8 protein-coding genes and 2 pseudogenes are annotated in these 19,511 nt (G+C 70.0%); 1 reads left to right on the top strand and 9 read right to left on the bottom strand.

What is annotated here, in order from left to right:
• Window positions 1-19: 19 nt before the first annotated feature.
• Window positions 20-463, bottom strand: a complete 444-nt coding sequence (rplM, locus tag ACYVF6_RS17505; protein ID WP_460522465.1) for a large ribosomal subunit protein uL13 — start codon at window positions 461-463, stop codon at window positions 20-22.
• Window positions 464-685: 222 nt separating this feature from the next.
• Window positions 686-1,738, bottom strand: coding sequence for a helix-turn-helix transcriptional regulator (locus ACYVF6_RS17500; RefSeq protein WP_460522463.1), 1,053 nt, complete (start codon window positions 1,736-1,738; stop codon window positions 686-688).
• A 54-nt stretch (window positions 1,739-1,792) separates the two neighbouring features.
• Here ACYVF6_RS17500 and ACYVF6_RS17495 point away from each other — a divergent pair, with 54 nt between their 5' ends.
• A complete protein-coding gene (locus tag ACYVF6_RS17495) occupies window positions 1,793-5,860 on the top strand; it encodes a S8 family serine peptidase (RefSeq protein WP_460522461.1) in 4,068 nt (1,355 codons plus the stop codon).
• Here the strand turns inward: ACYVF6_RS17495 and ACYVF6_RS17490 are convergent.
• The 7 genes and pseudogenes from ACYVF6_RS17490 to ACYVF6_RS17460 all read right to left on the bottom strand — a co-directional run.
• A pseudogene (locus tag ACYVF6_RS17490) lies at window positions 5,829-6,881 on the bottom strand (glycosyltransferase family 2 protein); the annotation flags it as partial. The gene ACYVF6_RS17495 and the pseudogene ACYVF6_RS17490 overlap by 32 nt on opposite strands.
• Before the next feature lie 702 nt (window positions 6,882-7,583).
• Window positions 7,584-7,901, bottom strand: a pseudogene (locus ACYVF6_RS17485) (polysaccharide deacetylase family protein); the annotation flags it as partial.
• A 374-nt stretch (window positions 7,902-8,275) separates the two neighbouring features.
• A complete protein-coding gene (locus tag ACYVF6_RS17480) occupies window positions 8,276-9,058 on the bottom strand; it encodes an EI24 domain-containing protein (RefSeq protein ID WP_460522459.1) in 783 nt (260 codons plus the stop codon).
• Between the two features lie 158 nt (window positions 9,059-9,216).
• The gene (locus ACYVF6_RS17475; protein WP_460522457.1) at window positions 9,217-9,684 is read right to left on the bottom strand and encodes a hypothetical protein; all 468 of its coding nucleotides are present in this window, start codon (window positions 9,682-9,684) and stop codon (window positions 9,217-9,219) included.
• Window positions 9,657-10,202, bottom strand: coding sequence for a hypothetical protein (locus ACYVF6_RS17470; RefSeq protein WP_460522455.1), 546 nt, complete (start codon window positions 10,200-10,202; stop codon window positions 9,657-9,659). The genes ACYVF6_RS17475 and ACYVF6_RS17470 overlap by 28 nt, the downstream gene beginning before the upstream one ends.
• A 96-nt stretch (window positions 10,203-10,298) precedes the next feature.
• The gene (gene pulA, locus ACYVF6_RS17465) at window positions 10,299-16,040 is read right to left on the bottom strand and encodes a pullulanase-type alpha-1,6-glucosidase (protein WP_460522453.1); all 5,742 of its coding nucleotides are present in this window, start codon (window positions 16,038-16,040) and stop codon (window positions 10,299-10,301) included.
• Between the two features lie 90 nt (window positions 16,041-16,130).
• Window positions 16,131-19,415 (bottom strand): S8 family peptidase, encoded by a 3,285-nt coding sequence (locus ACYVF6_RS17460; protein WP_460522451.1) that lies wholly within the window; start codon window positions 19,413-19,415, stop codon window positions 16,131-16,133.
• Between the last annotated feature and the right edge of the window lie 96 nt (window positions 19,416-19,511).

Raw genomic sequence — 19,511 nt, 5'->3', positions numbered from 1 at the left:
ACCGTCTTTGGGGCGCGCTCTACTGCGCGATCTGGGTGATCTTGAACTCGTTGGGCTGCTGGGCCTTGTGCGGGTGCTCGGGACCCGAGTAGACCTTGAGCTTCTTCAGCAGCTTCCGGCTGAGCCTGTTCTTGGGGAGCATGCCCCAAACCGCGCGCTCGACCGCCTTGCGGGGATCCTTGTCGAGCAGCTCGCCGTAGGGAACGCCGGTGAGGCCGCCGGGGAAGCCGGAGTGGCGGTAGGCCAGCTTGGCGTCACGCTTGTTGCCGGACAGCGCGATCTTGCCGGCGTTGACAATGACGACGAAGTCGCCGGTGTCGACGTGCGGAGCGAACGTCGGCTTGTGCTTGCCGCGCAGCAACGTGGCGGCCTGGCTCGCCAGCCGGCCGAGGACCACGTCAGTGGCGTCGATCACGTGCCACTCACGCGAAACTTCGCCGGGCTTCGGGCTATACGTACGCACAGTCGTCGACCTTTTCGCTAGTTCGTCGGTGTTGTCGTGCAAGCCGCCCGACAGAGGCGGTTCAGGGGTTCGCGCGCCAGGCCTTGACACAATCCAGCCAGCGCAACGACCGCCCAGGATACCCGCGCCCGTACACCCAGTCAAAACGGGCCCTGCCGAGGCAGTGCCTGGCAGGCGGGTAGCGGTCAAATCGGACAGATCGACCACGCTGGCCATCAATCACTACAACCAGCCGCGTCGTGCAGCGTACAGGCCCGCCTGGAACCGCGTCTCGACGCCCAGCGACGTGAGCAACGCGGCGATCCGGCGTCGCGTGGTGCGGTAGCTCCAGCCCAGGTGGTGGGCGATCGCCGCGTCCTTCATGCCGGACGACAGCAGGGCCAGCAGCCGCCGCTCGTCCGGCCCCGGCTCGTCCTGCGGTGGCGGCTCGACCTGCCCACGGACATGCGGCGGCTCCAGCGACAGCGGCGTCGCCTGGCTCCAGAGCTGGTCGAAGACGTAGAGCAGGACGTCCAGCAGCGAGCACGGATGGACCACGATCGCGCTCGCGACGTCCTGCTGCTGGACGCTCTGCGGCACGAACGCCAGCTTGCGGTCGAACGTCGCCAGCTTCAGCGGGAGCCGCGAGGTCACCCGGGCCTGCTCCCCCGCCGCGACGTAACGCAGGATCGCGTTCACGGCGTTCGGCGCGCGCTCGAGCGCGGCCCGGTCGTAGATCGCCTTGCAGGTCACGCCGCGACGCAGCACCTCGAACTCCACGTCGTTCGGTGACGGGCCGGCCGGTCCGGCGTACGGAGGCGTGTCCAGCACCTGGATCTCCTCCGCCGCCGAGCGCTGCAGCTGGTCGAACCGGTGCAGGACGGCCTCCGAGCCCGTGACCAGCTCGATCAGCTCGGTCGGTCCGGTCCAGCGGCCCTCGCGGTACTCCGTCATCCAGGTCTCGGCCAGCCCGCGTACCCGTTCCAGCTCGGCCACCCGGTCCAGGATCAGCGCCTCCAGTCCGACGTCGGGTGCGGCGGGCAGGTAGCGCGACGACGCTCCGGACGTACGGCTGACCAGCCCGGAGCGCTCCAGCGAGTCGAGGATCCAGCGCAGGCGTACCGGGCCGAGGTCGAGTGCCTCGGTCAGCTCGGAGACCGTCCGTCCCGGCGAACGCAGCAAGACGCGGTAGACCTGCTCCTCGTCCGCACCGATGCCGAGCGCGGCCAGGTTTGCGGAACTCGCCGACTCGTCGACCGGCCCCGACCCCACCGGGACAGTTCTGTCCTTGGCCATCGGGGGCCACGCTAACCGCTGGACGATGAGAGCGCTACCGACAACCATCTGCGTGTGCTGACCCGCCTCCTCGCCGCAACGGCCGCGTGCCTCGTCGCCGTTTCCGGACTCCCGCAGGCCACCGCGGAACCGCCCGCGCCCTGGCAGCAGAAGGTCCAGCCGGCTGTTCGAGACCGCCTTGCCGCCAAGGGGACCTCCGACGTCCTCGTTCACTTCGCCGACCGCTCCGACCTCGCGAAGGCGTCCCGCATCAGAAACTGGGACGACCGCGGCGCCTACGTCGTCGACCAGCTGCGGAAGACGGCGAACGCGAGCCAGCATGACGCCAGGGTGTTGCTGGACGACGCGCACGCGACCTACCAGGCGTTCTGGGTCAGCAACGCAATTCTGGTCAAGGGCGCTCCCTCCGAACTCGCGCACAGCCTGGCCGCCGAGCCGGAGGTCGCCGAGCTGTCCGAGGTCACGACGTACAAGGCCCCGGCTGTCGAACCCGCGAAGGCCGTAAGGCAGGCGGGCGCGGTCGAGTGGGGCGTCGCCAACGTGCACGCCAACCAGGTGTGGGACGAGCTCGGCACCCGCGGCGACGGGATCGTCGTCGCCAGCATCGACACCGGCGTGCAGTTCGACCACCCCGACCTGGCCGAGCGGTACCGCGGGCGAAAGGCCGACGGCACGTACGACCACGACTACAACTGGTACGACCCGTCACAGGTCTGCGGCAGTCCCGCGCCGTGCGACAACATCGGCCACGGCACCCACACGATGGGCACGATGGCCGGCGGCGACGCGAGCGGTACGAGCATCGGCGTCGCGCCCGGCGCCCGCTGGATCGCGGCCAAGGGCTGCGAGGACGAGCAGCGCGGCTGCACACTCGGCGCGCTGCTGGCCGCCGGCCAGTGGACGCTCGCGCCCACGCGCCAGGACGGCAGCGCGCCTCGTCCCGACCTGCGGCCCCAGATCGTCAACAACTCCTGGGGCGCCGACAACGGCCCGATCGAGGAGGACTTCTACAACGACATCCTTGATGCATGGGAGGCGTCCGGCATCTTCGCGACGTTCTCCAACGGCAACTTCGGCACCAAGGGCTGCGACTCCGGCGGCTCCCCCGCCGACGTCGGGACGGCCTACGGCGTCGGCGCCTACGACGTGACCAACGCGATCGCGTCGTTCTCCAGCCGCGGTCCCGGCGAGAACGGCAAGGTCAAGCCCGACATCTCGGCACCCGGCGTGAGCGTGCGGTCGAGCGTTCCCGGCAACGGCTACGCCTACTACTCCGGCACCTCCATGGCTGCCCCACACGTCTCGGGAGCCGTCGCGCTGATGTGGTCGGCGGCTCCCGCGCTGACCGGCGACCTTTCCGCAACCCGTGAGCTCCTCGCCCAGACCGCGGTCGACGCCCCCGACCTGAGCTGTGGCGGTACCCCGGAGCTCAACAACGTGTTCGGCGAGGGCCGGCTGGACGCCCGCGCGGCGGTGGTCGCGTCGCCGCGCGGGCAGACCGGCGTGCTCACCGGGACCGTGACGGACGCCTCCGGAGCCCCGGTACGCGATGCCGCCGTCGCGGCCGCCGGGCCGGACTACCACCGCGAGACGACGACCGGCGCCGACGGGCGGTTCCGGGTCGCGGTTGTCGCGGGCACGTACGAGATCTCCGTTACGGCGTACGGTTTCCGGCCGGCGACCGTCACCGGTGTCGCGGTCGGCGGCGGCGAGACGGTGACGCGCGACATCGCGCTGGCCAAGGTGCCGATGGCACGGGTCAGCGGCACGGTGACCGACGGCTCCGGGCATGGCTGGCCGCTGGCGGCGACGCTCACAGTCCACGGTGTGCCGGATGGCGTCTTCCACACCGATCCGGCGACCGGCCGGTACTCCTTCTCGCTGCCACGCGAGAACACGTACTCCGTCGACGTCCGGGCCACCTATCCCGGATACGTCGCGCACCAGGACCAGCTCGTGATCGGCACGCGTGATGTCGTGGCGCCGTTCCGGCTCACGGCGGACGCCACCGAGTGCGACGCGCCGGGATACCGGACGACGTACCAAGGGTTGTTCGAGTCGTTCGACGGCGGCGCACTGCCGGCCGGCTGGACCGAGGCGCACGAGCTCGGCGACGGCTGGGAGTTCGGGGATCCCGGCGAGCGCGGCAACCTCACCGGCGGTTCCAGGGCGTTCGCCAGCATCGACAGCGCGGCGGGAAAGCTGCTGGAGAAGGGCGTTCTGACCACGCCGGCGATCGACCTGCGCGGGCAGGCCGCGCCCGTGCTGGCGTTCCGTACCGACTTCCCCTACCGTGCGGGCGCTCGCGGCAGCGTCAACGCCGAGCTGTCGGTCGACGGCGGCGCGACCTGGAAGACCGTGTGGAGCCGGGCGAGCATCCTGCGCGGCCCTTACCTGGTGGAGGTTCCGCTGCCGGACGCGGCGGGGGTGGCGGACGTCCGGGTGCGTTTCGGCTACGACTCCGGCTGGACGTACGACGGCTGGTGGCAGGTCGACGACGTGCTCGTGGGCGCGAAGACCTGCCAGGCGCTGCCCGGCGGGCTGGTCGTCGGGCACGTGACCGACGACCGTACGCACGAGCCGATCGGCGACGCGACCGTACGCAGCCGCTCCGACGCGAGCCTGACCACGACGACCGACGCGGCCGGCTTCTACTGGCTGTTCTCGCCACGCACCGGCCGGCAGGCGTTCACGGCGTCGAACTCCTACGCACAGTACGACTCGCGCGATCGTACGGTCCGGGTCAGCGCACACCGCGTGACCGAGGCGGACTTCGCACTGGGCACGGGCCGGCTGCGGGTCAGCCAGGCCGAGATCGAGCGCGAGGTACGGATCGGCGACCGGCGGACCGTCTCGTTCACGGTGAAGAACACCGGCACGGCGACCGCGACGTTCCAGCTCACCGAGCACGCCAGCGACCTCGACCAGGCGGGTCAGTCCGCCCTGAGGGCGGAGGGTGCGGCGGTCCAACGGTTCCCCACCACAGACCAGGGGAACCGGCTCCCTCCGGCCCAGCAGAAGGCGAAGACGTCGGTCGCCGATCCCAAGGCGGCCGAGTGGACGCAGCTGCCGAGCATGACCGTGGAGAACCTCGACCAGGTGGCGGCCGTTCACGACGGCAAGCTCTACGCCGTCGGAGGCGCCAGCACGCAGCCCAACGACCAGGGCCACTCGGTGTACGACTTCGCCACCGAGCAGTGGAGCCCGATCGCGCGTACGACCGTGTCGCGCGAGAAGCCGACCGGCGGGTTCATCGACGGCAAGCTGTACGTCGTCGGCGGCTGGAGCTGGGACGGCGAGACCGGCACCACCCAGATCTACGATCCGGCGAGCGACATCTGGTCGTTCGGCGCGGACGCTCCGGTGAAGTTCGCCGCCGCTGCCTCGGTCGTACTGGACGGCAAGCTCTACGTGATCGGCGGGCGCACCGACCGCGATCCCGAACGCGGGTCCACGCACGTCCTCGTCTACGACCCGAAGGCCGACTCCTGGTCGCGCGTGGCGGACTATCCCGAGCCGATCTCGTGGCAGTCCTGCGGCGTCATCGACGGGCTCGTCTACTGCGCCGGCGGCCAGGACGGCGGCGAGAAGCACAAGCGGACGGCGTATGCCTACAGCGCGACCGTCGACCGCTGGTTCCGGATCGCGGACCTGCCGGCGACGGTCTGGGGCGCCGGCTACATCGCGGCGAACGACCTGCTGCTCGTCTCCGGCGGCGTCGTCGACGGCTACCGCAGCAACCAGGGCTTCTTCTACGACCCGGCGACCGACCGCTGGGACACGCTGCCGAACTCGCTGTTCGCGCTGTACCGGGTGGCGAGCGCCTGCGGATTCTACAAGGTCGGCGGGTCCGAAGGCCTGTACGGCAACAAGCCGTACGTCGAGCAGCTGCCCGGCTTCGACCGGTGCGACTCGGCGGCGAACCGCGTGCCGTGGCTCGCCGCCGGTGCCCGGACCTGGACGCTACGGCCCGGGCAGTCGACGCAGGTCACCGTCACGCTGGACGCCCGCCGAGTCAGGCGCACCGGCACCTACACCGCGCGGCTGCTCCTGCACGAAGACACGCCGTACCCAGGCGTCCAGCTCCCGGTCACCATGGAGGTCGTCCGGCCGCCGCACTGACCCGCTGCGGCGGCGCCGCGGCGGCGAACGTTCCCTCCCGCCGGATCTGATGCCACCGCAACGGCGTCCCCACCACTGCCGTCACCACCGACTGGATCACCACGACGTACATGAACTGCCGGTAGAACAACTGCTGCAACGGAATCGTCCACAGCGGACTCAACGACTCCCGGTCCAGCCGCAACGCGTACGCCGCGATCAGCGCCTGCCCCACCACGAACGCCAGCCACACCCAGAGCATCCGGCCGGCGTCGCCGAACGCCAGGGAGTACAGCGCCAGCACATCCACCGCGGGCGCCAGCAACGGCAGGAGGTACTGGAACAACGCCAGATAGGTCAGCCCGCGCCGCCCGAACACCCCGGCCGGCCCACGCTGGACGACTGCCCGGCGGTGCTTCCACATCGCCTGCAACGTGCCGTAACACCACCGGTACCGCTGCTTCCACAGCTGCCGTACCGAACTGGGCGCCTCCGTCCAGGCCCGGGCCCGTTCCTCATAGACCACCCGCCAGCCGGCCCGGCAGATCGCCATCGTGAGGTCGGTGTCCTCCGCGAGCGTGTCCTCGCTGACCCCGCCGACGCCCGCGATCGCGTGCCGGCGGAACGCGCCCACCGCGCCCGGCACGGTCGGCATGCACTCCAGCATGTCGAACATCCGGCGGTCGACGTTGAACCCGATGACGTACTCGATGTGCTGCCAGAGCCCGAGCAGCCCCTTCGCGTTGCCGACCTTGGTGTTGCCGCTCACCGCGCCGACGTCCGGGTCGGAGAACGGTGTCACCAGCCGTTCGATCGTGCGCGGCCCGAAGACGGTGTCGCCGTCCACGAGGATCAGGATCTCGCTCCTGGCGTACGCCATGCCCGTGTTGAGCGCGGCGGACTTGCCGGAGTTGCGCTGCCGGATCAGCCGGACGCCCGGAATGCCCAGCTCCTCCACGATGTCGGCGGTCCCGTCGGTCGAACCGTCGTCGACGACGATCACCTCGAGCCAGCCGGCGTACCTCGTGTCGACCAGCGAGTACACGGTCGCCGCGATGCCCGCCGCCTCGTTGTACGCGGGCACGATCACGGTGACCGGTGGGGCGTACGGCGCTGCCTCGACGGCCAGGTCTCTCGCGCGGTCGCGCGCCCTGGCGACCCGGCCGCGCGCCAGCCGGCCCCGGCGGCCCGAGCCGACCGCGCGGGCGTGTGCGTTGACCGCACGGGCCTCGGCTTTCAGCGCGCGGGCGCGGGCCTTGAGCTTGCGTGCGCGCTCCCGCCGGGCACGGATCGCGTGCCGCCGGGCGTAGTAGAGCAGAATCAGCATCCGGCCGATCGTGAGCACGCTCGCCGCTCCCAGTGCGGCACCGAGCCCGGTCAGCGCCCACTCCCCGCCCTGCCTGGCGGCCAGCAGCGCCTCGCCGCCGATCCGGCCCGCCGGCCCCGCGGGCAGGTTGGCCGACCGGATGCCGAGACCGTCGGAGACGGTGGTGGCGCGGAAGTGCCGGTCGTCCAGGTCGGACAACATCCGGTCCAGTGCCGCGATCACCGCCGTACGGTCGCCGCCGGCATCGTGGAACGACACGACGAGGCCCTGATCATCGGCCGGCATGGTCTGCTTCAGCACCTGCCGGCTGGTCAGGCCGGACAGGTCGCTCGGCTCGCGATCGGCGAGCACGGTCAGGTAACCGTTCTCACCGGCGGCCCGGGCGGCGTCGTAGGCCCTGCCGGTGAGCCGCTGCGGCGTGGAGGAGTACGGCGGCCGGAACAGGCCGGTGCGTACCCCGGCGGTGCCGGCGAGCGCCTCCTGGGTCAGGCCGAGCTCGAGCCGCTTGCGCCAGCCGGGCAGCCCGGCGAAGTCGGCGTGGGTGAAGCCGTGCGACCCGATCTCGTGCCCCTCCGCCACGATCCGGCGGGTCAGGGCGGGATGCTCCATGACGTTCGCGCCGACGACGAAGAACGTCGCGTGAGCGTCGTGCTTGCGCAGCACGTCGAGGATGCGCGGCGTCCAGAGCGGATCCGGCCCGTCCTCGAACGTGAGCGCGATCGTGCGTTCCGGCATGCGTGCGCCGGCCGGATCGGCGTGCGAAAGGTCGACGACCGGATGTCCGGCCGGGAGGATCGGCTCGCCGGCCGATCGGTCGTGTGCGGGTGAGGTGAGCAGGTTCGCCGGCCGTTTGGCGGTGTACCCCTGAAACACCAGCGCGGCGAAGAGAAGGAAGAGCAGGAGGCTGATGAGCAGCCAGTGGCGGCGTGGTTCCCGAAGCCTTAAGTGCCGCGCCACCTCAGCCTAGAGAGGCGGGACGAGGTGGACTGGAATAGCGGACTTTCTGACGATTTGAGCGGAACGACTGCCGTTTCATGGTCGTGCAGTCTACGGAGGGCGGCTCGGCGAAGTCCACAATCCCCTTTACTGTAAGGGATTTGAGTGGTCAATCACAGCTTGCCCGCACTAGGGATGATTCCGTCCGATTCGCGTAGTACGCGCCGGGACAGTACGGTCGCGCCGGCGACGCAGACCGGGAGCGCGATGATCGCGAGCAACGGGACCAGGCAGAGCAGGTAGGCGGGAACCCCGAACCCGATCGTGAGTAACGGCCGCTTCCGCAACGCCCGCCGCCTGGCCTTGAAGTCGATTCCACGCTGGTTGAACGGCACGCTCGCCAGCTCCACCGCCAGCAGCCAGCCACCGGTCAGCGCCGCCAGCACCGGCACCACCGTCTGGCCGACGACCGGGATCAACCCCGCCAGGAAGAGGGGGATCGCCCGGCTGATCGACATCAGCATGAAGACGCCGGACTCCTTCAGTCCGCGCCGGATCTCCTGCCACGGCGAGAGCTCCGGCGCCTTGGGGATCTCACCGAGCGCCTGATCGACCCGCTCGGCGATCTTCTCGTAGAACGGGCTACCGATCGCCAGCGTGAGCGTCGCGAACGCGAGCACGGCCAGCATCCCGAAGCCGGCGACCAACGCCACGGCCAGCGCGATCCGCAGCAACGACTGCCAGCCCTCCGACCAGCCGTCGGCGAACGGCGTCGCCCAGTCCACGAAGTCGTCGGCCCAGATCAGCATCAGGACGAGGCCGAGGAGCAGCAGCACCGTGGTGACGACCGCGGGCAGCGCGCCGAGCAGCAGGAGCTTCGGCCGCCGGAACAGGATCGACGCCCCCTTGAACAGACACCCGATCCCGGCCGGAACGTCGGACAGCTGTGTCGCCATGGGTCGGAGCCTAGACCGCCAACGCCGCGCCGGGCGCGAATGACCACGTTAACCACGTATTTGGCTGGCTAACGTGGTCATTCGCGCCTCGCCACGCTGGATGGACCTTAGCCACGCCCCGGGGCGTGGTTAACCCGCTGATTACGTGGTTAACGTGGTCATTCGCGGCGGCGGCGCGGGCGGATGAGGGTCCGGGTGAGCGGGACCAGCATGGCGAGGCCGAGCACCGCCATGCCGACCGTTGGGATCCATTCGTTCGATCCCTCCGGCGGGTAGACCCGCGCCGGGCGGCCGACGTCCAGCGCCGCCACCTGCTCCCCCGGTCTCAGCGCCTGCTTGCCGCGGCCGTAGAGGTACACGTCCGGCCGCGGCACCGCCCCTGCCATGCGTGCTCTGAACGTGCCGTACCAGAAGCACTGCTCGTGCCCCGCGTGGTTCGCGCACGTCACGTGCGACGCCATGAACGTCCCTGGCACACCGTCGGCCCGCGCCGCCCGAAACGCCAGCCCCAGGTTGGGCACCGACAGCAGCAACAGCAGCACGCCCGCCGCGGCAGCGACCCAGGGCCAGACCGAACCCCGTCGCTGCCGAGTGGACGTCACGCCCGCGCGTACGCGCACGAGCACGGCGACTCCACGTGGTCCGCCGCCGGTATCCGCCGGTGCAGCACCATGGCGACGACCATCGGAACGAACACGATCGTGTTGTAGAACAGGTGCAGCTCGACCCGCGGCACCAACGTCTGGACGATGCTCGTCGGCACCGCCGCGCCGAACAAGAAGTACCCCGTCCAGGCCTGGACGAGCAACAGCAGGTGCTCGAAGTGATGCCAGACCTGAATTCCCAGCGCGACGTTCCACCACGTCCGCGCCGTTCCGGAGAAGCCCGGACGCAGCAGCAGGAACGCGATCAGCATCACGACCGCATAGCCGTAGTGCAGCGCCTCCGACGTGATCAGCCACGGGAAGAACATGCCGAGCACACCCCGCGACTCCTTGATCTGCATGCCGAGCACGTAGATCTGGACGGCTTGCGCGATGTGCTCCGCCCAGTGGGCCAGCACGATGACGAGATAGACGGCGAGCGCCGTACGGTGACCACGTCCGTTGAGATAGGCCAGCGCACGCTTGGCAGATGCGACCATCGCGATTCCCCTTCGGACCCCGGAGCGGGCTACATCCGTTGTCCACGGACCGAAGAGCGGAACGGTTCAAAATTCCCCTAGGACCCCCTCGGCAGCTCACCGTTCCACGAAGACCGCGACCGTACGCGGCGGCACGGTCAGCGTGCCGGTCGCGCGGTCGTACGACGACTGCTTGACGACCGCATCGCCGCCATGCGCCTGTACCGGATGGAGCGACACCCGCCGGCCGGCCAGCCGCGGGACGACCTGCGCCTGCGTCTCGTCGCTCCCGTTGAGGACGACTGTCACCGACTCCCAGCGCGGATCGACGTCGGCGCCGACCCGATCGTCGAGCAGCATCGTCACCACACCGGGCGTCTCGTCCGAGCCGGACAGCGGGAACGACAGGTGCCGCTGCACCGACGCTTGCGAGCCGAGCCGGAACAGCGGCGAGGAGCCGCGGATCTCCAGCAGTTCCTCGAAGCGGTCACCGGCGTCGGTCATCGCGGGACAGCCGGCGCGCAAGCCAGGATCGCCCAGCAACGGCCGCATGTACGGCCACGTGTCCTGGTTGTCGGCGGCGAGCGGCAGGCCCGAGCCGAAACCGTTGCCGAGCCGGCAGTCCACGTGCAGCCGGTTGAACCAGTCACCGGAGTTGTAGGAGTTGCGGTCGAGCGACTTCGATCGCAGGACGTCCGAGCCGGCCTGCAGGAACGCGGGGCCCTGCCCGAGCTCGACCGTGGCGAGCGAAAGCGCCTGCATCCGTACGCGATCGGGCATCGACGTCGACTGCGGCAGCTTGTAGACCAGCGCGTCGTACAACGTCTCGTTGTCGTGCGCGTCGACGTACGTGATCGCCTCCTGCGGATCGGCCGTGTAGCCCGCCGGCGAGCCGTTGTAGTCGACCTCGCGGCCCTTGACCGTGCGCCCGCTGGAGTCGGTGAACGAGAACTCCGCGAGGTTGCCGGCGAGCCCGACCTTCACCAGGTCCTGCAGGTGCAGCAGCCGGGCGCGCTGCTGCTCGGCCGAGCCGTTCACGTCGTCACCGTTGGGATCGGTGAACAGCCCGCTGCCGAAGCCCTGCACCCGCGGGTTGCCGTCGAACGGGCCGCCGCCGCGTACGGCGTCACGCAACCGGTCGTTGAACGTGCCGATGCCCGTGCCGGCCAGGTTCGCCTGGGTGGCTTGGACGAACCGGGCGTCGTTCGCGACCTCGCCGAAGTTCCAGCCTTCGCCGTACAGCAGGATCCGCTTGCCGTCGACGCCGTCCTCCGCGAGCGTCAGGCCGTCGAGCGCCTTGCGGACGGCCAGCAGGTTGCTCTTCGGATGGTGGCCCATCAGGTCGAACCGGAAGCCGTCGACCTTGTACTCCTTGGCCCAGGTGACCACGGAGTCGACGACGAGCTTGCCCATCATCGCGTTCTCCGGCGCGGTGTTGGCGCAGCAGGTGGAGTTGGCGACCGTGCCGTCGTCCTGCAGGCGCTGGTAGTAACCCGGGACGATCCGGTCGAGCACGGACTTCCCGTCCTGCCCGGCGGCCGGCGTGTGGTTGTAGACCACGTCCATCACGACCCGCAGGCCTGCGGCATTGAGCCCGCCGACCATCTGGTGGAACTCCCGGATCCGGGCGGTGCCGTCCGGATCGCCGGCGTACGAGCCCTCCGGAACCGTGTAGTGCAAGGGGTCGTAGCCCCAGTTGTAAGCATCTTGGCCGGCGACCCGATCGACACAGGCCTGCTGCTCGTCGGAGTCCGGCGCGTACGACGCGAGGTCGCACGGCGGCTGCTGCTGGTCGGCCCGGCGTTCGGGAATGGACGCGATGTCGAAGACCGGCAGCAGGTGGACGTAGGTCAGGCCCGAGCCGGCCAGCCCCCGCAGGTGCTTCATGCCGGCCGATCCCGTGTCGGTGAACGCGAGGTAGCCGCCGCGGTGCGCTGCCGGGACCGTGGAGTCGCTCGCGGAGAAGTCGCGTACGTGCAGCTCGTAGATCGACGCCTGCTCGAACGGCACCGCCTTCGGCTTGCGCGGCGAGAAGCGGTAGTCGGCCAGGTCGACGAGCTGGCTGCGCGTGCTGTTGGCCGACAGCGAGACGGAGTACGGATCGGTGACGGCGTTCGTCACGACCTGCTGGACGGACGGCTGCCAGACCTTGACCTGGTAGCGGTAGTACAGGCCTTTCCAGGCACGCGATCCGCGCACGCTCCAGACGCCGGTGCTCTCGTTCCGGGCGAGTTGAACGAGCCGCGGCTCGCCACTGGACGGGCCGTCGTAGAGCTGCAGCTCGACGTCCTGGGCGGTCGGCGCCCAGACGGCGAGTGCCGGCACGCCACGCGACCAGGTGACGCCGAGCCGCGCGGAGGTGGCCGGGGCGTACAGGTCGTCGAGTACGCCGGGGAGCTGGACGCCGGTCGCGCTGAGCAGGCGGCCGGCCGGATCGCGTTCGGTGGCGACGACCTGACCGCGCAACGCGGTCTTGACGCGCCGCGCATCCCGCGGGTCGACCGTGAAGACGGCCCGCCCGGCCAGGTGCGGCCAGCGTTGGCGCTGGGCCGCGGTGAGCCCGTCCGGCTTCCAGCGCAGGCGGATCCAGCTGCCGGTGGTGAGGTCGCCGTTCTCGACCTCGAGGCTCCCGTCGGCGGACGAGACGAGCGCGTAGCCCGTCGACTGCGCCGGCTCGACGTCCCAGACGACTGTGTCACGGTCGATCCACTGGGCCTTGGCCTTGGTGAGGTCGGCGTCGAGGGTTGCTCCGCCGACCTGCGGGAGCAGGTAGCGCTCGCGGCCGTTCAGCAGCCACACCTCGTTGCCGAACGTCGACAGGTCGAGCGACTGATCGGCCGGCAGGTCCTTCTGGTCGCCCTTGTGGACGATGTAGCTGAGCGAGCTCGCGCCCTCCGCGAGGGGAACCCGGAAGACCAGCCCGAAGCCGTCGCGGCCGATCGGCTGTAGCGGCTGCTCCCACGTCGTGGTTTGCGCCGCGCCGGTCCAGACGTGCAGGCCCCAGCCGTCGTAGTCGCCGTCGTCGCGGTGGTAGTGCAGCACGGCGGCGTTCTCGGCGGCGGGTCGGCTCGCGTTCACTCGCGTGTCACCGGAAGCGATCCACGCGTTCGGTGTCTTGGCGGGCGTCAGGAACTGGTCGGGTCCGGGGTCCTTGGTGTCGCCACGGTGCACGATGAATCCCAGCTGGGCATCGGGATCGACCACCGGCACCTTCCAGAACGGGCCGAAGCTGTCGGTGCCGTCAGGCGCGCGCGGCGCGTCCCAGCTGGTCGCGGTCCCCGGCGCGATCGCGTCGCCCCACAGGTGGAGTCCCCAGCCGGCGTAGTCGCCGTCCGGCCGGTGATAGCGGATCGTCGTGTAGCCCTGGGCCGCTGCCTGCGACGGGAAGACGTCACAGCTGCCGCTCTTCAGCCAGATCTCGCCGTTCCTGCCCGGGTTGACGAACCTGTCCTGCGCACAGTCCTTCTCGTCGCCCTTGTGCGCGATGAAGCCGACGTTACTCGCTCCCGGTGCGAGCTTCACCCAGGCGAACCGGCCGTAGGAATCCTCGCCGGAGAAGGGAATCGGCGACGCCCACTGCACCTCGCCCTCGATGTCGCCCCACGCGTGCAGGCCCCAGCCGTCGTAGTCGCCGGCCGGGCGCTGGTAGTGCACGAGCAGCCAGTCGCGCGGCACCTCGCCGCCGCCACCGCCGTCGGAGGGCTCCTGGCCCTTGGTCACGTCGACGGTCGTGGACGCGAGCCGGCCGGCCGAGTCCTTGGCGATCGCCTTGTACGTAAGCGCTGTGCCGGCCGGGATGCTCGTGGTGTCGTGGAAGATGCGGTACGGCGGGTTGTCGTCGGTACCGAGCCGCTGCCAGGCGCCGTCGCCCTGCTTGACGGCGAACGTGACCTGGGCGAATCCTCCGGTCGGCACGTCGGCGGCGATCTCCGTACGGCCCTTGACCTGGCTGCCGGCGGTGGGCGCGGTGAGTGTGATCGCCGGGCCGTCGGCGAGCGGGGTGAGCTTCGCGCTCGCCTGGAAAACAACGGCTCCGAGGGCCGGCACCGTGACCTCGATCGTCCGGTCGCCGGCGGAGGTGACGGATCCCGCCGCGTCGCCGGTAGCCCAGATCGGATCGAACCGGAGGCCGGCGGAGTAGGTCGGCACGCGTACCGTCTGAGCGGACTCGGCGTTGTTGACGGCGACGACGTACTCCACCTGGTCCCGCGCGTCGATCCGGCTGAACGCGTAGACGCCGGCCGAATCACTTGCGTACCGGTCGATCTGGGCGCCGTCGCGCAGGGCTGGGTGCTCGGTCACGACGTCGGAGAGATCCTTGATCGTGCGGTAGAGCGGGTGCGTGGCGACGTAGTTGTCCTGCGCGTGCGTCGCGTCGGTGCCGATCAGGTCGTCGTCGAGGTAGTCCTGCGTCTGGGTGGCGAACATGTCCTGGCGCGCGTCCTTGTCGCCGCCCGCACCGGTGAAACCCTGCTCGTCGCCGTAGTAGACGACAGGCTGGCCGCGGCTGAAGTACATCAGCGCGTGCGCGAGCCGGTCGCGCGCCAGCTGCTCGGCGTCGGACGCGCCCGGGTTGTCCTGGGCGATGAACGTGCCGATCCGGCCCATGTCGTGGTTGCCGAGGAACGTCGGCGAGGAGTAGACGTTGGAGTCGGCGTCGGTGAAGTAGTCGCCGGAGGCGAACAGGTCGCGCAGCCTGGTCGCCGGTGCCGACTGGCTGGCGTAGGCGCGGGCGGCACTCTGGAACGGGAAGTCCAGCGCGGCCTGGAGTTTGCCTTTGGTCGGATAGGTCGAGACGTACGCCGGGTCGCTGTCGAAGATCTCGCCGAACATGAAGAAGTCGTCGTTGCCGAGCTTTGCCGCGTAGCCCTTCAGTGCGGGCGCGAACCGCTGCCAGAACTCCAGGTTGACGTGCTTCACGGTGTCGATCCGGAAGCCGTCGACGCCGGCGTCGCGTACCCAGGTCTGGTAGATGTCGACCATGCCGTCGACGACCTCGGGCCGCTCGGTCCACAGGTCGTCGAGGCCGGCGAAGTCGCCGTACTCGCTGGACTCGCCGGCGAACGTCGAGTCGCCGCGGTTGTGGTACATCGTGACGTCGTTCAGCCAGGCCGGCGCCTTGGGATAGGCCGGATCGGCTGCGGGCGTGTACGGGAACGTCGTCGCGTCGACGGGCGGGAAGGTGTCGCCGCTCGCGTACGCCTTGTCGTCGAAGGGCGTTCCGGACGTGTCGAGATAGGGATAGGCGGCCTTGCCGCGATAGGTGTACTGCTTCTCCTGGTAGTCGATGACGTCGGCGGTGTGGTTGGTGATGATGTCGAAGAACACCTTCATCCCACGCCCGTGCGCCGCGTCGACGAGCGCCTTCAACTCCTCGTTCGTACCAAGGTGCGGGTCGATCCTGGTGAAGTCTGTGACCCAGTAACCGTGGTAGCCGGCCGAGGCGTTGGCGCCGGTTCCCTGGACGGGCCGGTTCTGGAACGAAGGAGTCAGCCAGATGGCGGTGGTGCCGAGGCCCTTGATGTAGTCGAGCTCGGCGTTGATGCCGGCGAGGTCGCCGCCGTGGTAGAACCCTTTGTCGGTGGGGTCGAGGCCGGTCTGCAGGCGGTCGCCGCTGAGCCCGCCGCGATCGTTCGCGCTGTCACCGTTGGCGAAGCGGTCGGCCATCACGAAGTAGAACCGCTCCTTGGTCAGATCGACCCTGAGCGAGTCCTGCGCGAGCTCCGCGTCCCCGGCTTCGGCAGTCGTGGAGACGACCGGAGGCGCCGGCTCCCGCGCGGACACCGCCGCCGGCACCGCGGTCGTACCCGCCGCGACCAGACCGAACGCGAGGACGAGTCGAAGCTTTGCGTGCTGCATGGCGGACCTCCCACTCCCTTCCGGGATCATCCGCCATGCAGCAAACAGTCGTACGGTGTTTCGGTCAGATTCCCTGGCCTACTTTGCGCCTCACTTCAGGGCATATGCGTGCATCGTGGTCTGGTGCATCCGGTTGCCGTTCGAGTCGGATGCGGCGACGTCGATCGAGACGTACGCCGACCCGGCCGGCGGTTTCACACCGAGCAACCAGGTGTTGCCGTGCAGGCGCCTCGGCTTGACCCGTTTCCAGGTCGCACCGTCGTCGGTGGAGATTCGGACGGTCAGCGACTCGATCTCGCCGGCCGGCGCGCCCTCGATCGTCTCCAGCCGCATCGGCACCCCGTGCGGCCTGGCCGGAACCCGGTTGTGGTCGTCGACGGCGGGCGCGTACCGCGCCACCCACAACGGCAACGGCTGTGCGGACTCCGTCGCCGCCGAACGGAACTCCCAGGTGGACGAGGTCTTCGTCGACAGGTCGAAAGCACTCGAACGATCCGCCTCGAGCGTGAGACGGTAGTCGGCCGGAGTCGCCGGCAGCCCGTCCGCCCAGATCATGCCGAACCAGTCGCCGTCCGCTACCTTCTCGCCGTCGCGGTACAGCGCCGTCGACCACGAGTCGAGCGCGGACGTGGAGCCGGCGTGGCCGTTCTGGTCGCCGTACATCGACAGCTCCGACCAGATCGTGTCGCCTTCCCGCGCGGCCCACATGCCACGTCTGCCGGTGAAGCCCGGCGTGAACGCGGCGGCGTTCCAGCGTTCCACCACGGTCTTGCCGGGACGGTAGACGCGTTCGGTGTCGACCAGGCTGCTCAGCAGGTCTGTCTCGCCGTCGTCGGTTCGTACGAACTCACCGAAGCCCTGTTCCCAGCCGGGGCCGGCCGACAGCAGGAGGGTGGTCCGCGACGGCAGCGCGACGCCCCAGCTCGTACGGAACGTCGGCATCGCTCCCGGCGGGCCGCCCTCCAGCGAGCGGAAGGCTTCGTGCCCGGCCGTTTGTGCCGTGTGCAGGCTGACCACGCGAGCGAGCTCGCGGTCGCGTACGGCCTTGTGGTAACCGTTCCAGAACCGGCCGGACCGATAGTCCAGCACGCCGTAGACGTACGGACTGCCGGCGAGACTTCCGTTGTCGTCGAGCTCGCCCCAGCTCGAGGCGACCGTCGCGAAGAAGTGGTAGTCCGGCTGGTCCGGGCCCACCTGCGCGGCGAAGATGTGATCGAGCTGTTGTGTGCTCACGCCCGTTCCCCAGCCGCCGAACTCCGTGGTGACCTGGTAGCCGACTTCCGCCCGCGCCATCTCCGCGGTCGGCCGTTCGACCTCGACCTCGACCGGTTGGCCGAGGCGGGCGTCGGCGGTCCATTCGGTGTCGCGGTCCAGCAGCAGGTTCGGGCGGACGATCAGGCTGGCCGTGGAGTCCTCGCCTTCGCCGGTGTCGACCAGCCCGTCCAGCAGATACCGGCCGCGAGGCAGCCGGAACGTCTGAGTCTCCTCGCCGGAGCCGAACCAGATCCCGCCGAATCCGTTGTCCAGGCCGGTCAGCGAGTAGCTCGCGATCGGTGGCGGGCCGCCGGTGCGGTCGACGCTGCCGACGGTGAGCTCGTACATCTCTCCCTCGCGCTCGACACCGACCGCTGTGACGAGCCGCAGATCGCCGGCGGTGGCGGTGATCCGGCCGCCGTAGGCGCCGTCGGCACCCTCGAAGCTGGTGTCGACGGTGGCAGTCACCGCAGCGGTGCCTCCTGCCGGAACCGTCAGCCGGCCGGTGTCCAGGGTCAGCGCGCCGGCCGGTGCCGGGCGGCCGTCCGGGCCGTCCAGCTCGGCCGTGAGGTTCAGCGTGATGTCGGTGGCGCCGTCGTTCCGGTAGGTGAGGCGGCGCGTGACCGGCTCGTCGTCGTTGTGCGGCCAGGCCGTCTTGCCGAACGAGAGGCTCGCCGGCCCGGGCACGATCTGCTGGCTGATCGCCCTGGCGAGGTCGACGCGGCCGGTCCCCTGCGCGAAGCTGCCGAGCCCGTCGCCGGGCGCGGCGGAGCTGGTGAGTGCGGACTTCAGCTCCTGAGCCGTCCAGTCGGGGTGCTGCTGGACGAGCAGGGCGGCAGCACCGGCGACGTGCGGGGTGGCCATCGACGTACCGTCGAGGCTCGTGTAGGCGTCGTCGACCGGCGTGCCGATCTCCGTTCCCTCCGCCCGGGCGGCGACTATGCCCACGCCGGGTGCGGTGAGGTCCGGCTTGAGGCCGGAGTCACCGGGGCTCGGTCCCCGGCTGGAGAACTCAGCCAGCTCGTCCGCCTTGTCGACCGCGCCGACAGTCAGTGCGGCCTCGGCGCTGCCAGGGCTGGAGATCGTGTGGTCGGCCGGGCCCTCGTTGCCGGCGGCCACGACGAACAGCGTTCCAGTCTGCTCGGTGAGGGTGTTGACGGCGTCCTCGAGCGGGTCGAGGCCGGGATCGTCCGGTCCGCCGATGCTGAGATTCACCACGTCGGCGTGCTGCCCCTCGGCCGCCCACTGCATGCCGGCGAGGATCGCGGACTCGTCGCACCAGTCGCTGAAGCAGACCTTTCCGACGAGGAGCTTCGCGTCGGGCGCGACGCCCTTGTACTTCCCGCCCGAGGCGGCTCCGCTGCCGGTGACGATCGAGGCGACATGGGTGCCGTGGCCAACCGTGTCGTCGATGCCTTCGCCGGTGAAGTCCTTGGTGGCCTGGACGGCGTCGGCGAGGTCCGGGTGGCCTTCGTCGATGCCCGAGTCGAGCACGGCGACAGTGGTGCCTTCGCCGGTGAAGCCGGCGCCCCAGGCGGTGGGAGCTCCGATCTGCGGGACGCTCTGGTCGAGCAGGAGACGGCGCTTGCCGTCCAGCCAGATCTTGCCTGTCGTGCTTGCCTGCTTGAAGAACGCCGACGCCTGCCGCTTGTCGACGGCGACGGCACGGGCCCCGACGGCGCGGAGATCCCGGCGTACGGTCGCGTGCTTCGGTGCGGCCTTGCCCTCGACGATGAGCGGGATGTGCTTGCTGTGCTGGTCGTCGTAGCCCGCCTCGACCAACGCGGTGACGTCGAACAACCTCGGGTCGAGCGTCCGCTTGGCGAGCGCCGGCCCGGCATCTCCCGGAACGACATGCAGGTGGCCGTCGGCGACGTATTGGCGGAACCGAACGTGCTCCCGGCCGGCGCCGGGTTCGATGGTGGCGCCGGTCGGCTCCTTGCCGGTGACGGTGATCCGGTCGCCCGTCAGCAACGTGACCGTGACGCTCGCGCCGTTCGACCGTCCGCCGTTCGCGGCCTGCTGTGTGGAAGCTTGGGCCAGGCTCGGCGCCGCGGGCGCGGCCAGGCCGAACGCCAGGATCGCCGGAATCGCCAGGCACATCAGGGATCTTCGGTGCATCCTGCTCATCCCCTCCTCAGGACGTGATCCGTTACCTGTAGAGAGGGGTTGAGGACCGCAGGAGGTTTGCAGCCCACCGAACTTCTCATCGGCGGG

Source organism: Flindersiella endophytica (genome assembly GCF_054779015.1).
This window is presented reverse-complemented; position numbering and strand designations above follow the sequence as displayed.

Bases quoted from the DNA above. Each gene is read 5' to 3' on its own strand.
- pulA (WP_460522453.1), bottom strand. From the start codon at position 16,040: ATGCAGCACGCAAAGCTTCGACTCGTCCTCGCGTTCGGTCTGGTCGCG.
- ACYVF6_RS17460 (WP_460522451.1), bottom strand. From the start codon at position 19,415: ATGCACCGAAGATCCCTGATGTGCCTGGCGATTCCGGCGATCCTGGCG.
- ACYVF6_RS17500 (WP_460522463.1), bottom strand. From the start codon at position 1,738: ATGGCCAAGGACAGAACTGTCCCGGTGGGGTCGGGGCCGGTCGACGAG.
- ACYVF6_RS17470 (WP_460522455.1), bottom strand. From the start codon at position 10,202: ATGGTCGCATCTGCCAAGCGTGCGCTGGCCTATCTCAACGGACGTGGT.
- ACYVF6_RS17480 (WP_460522459.1), bottom strand. From the start codon at position 9,058: ATGGCGACACAGCTGTCCGACGTTCCGGCCGGGATCGGGTGTCTGTTC.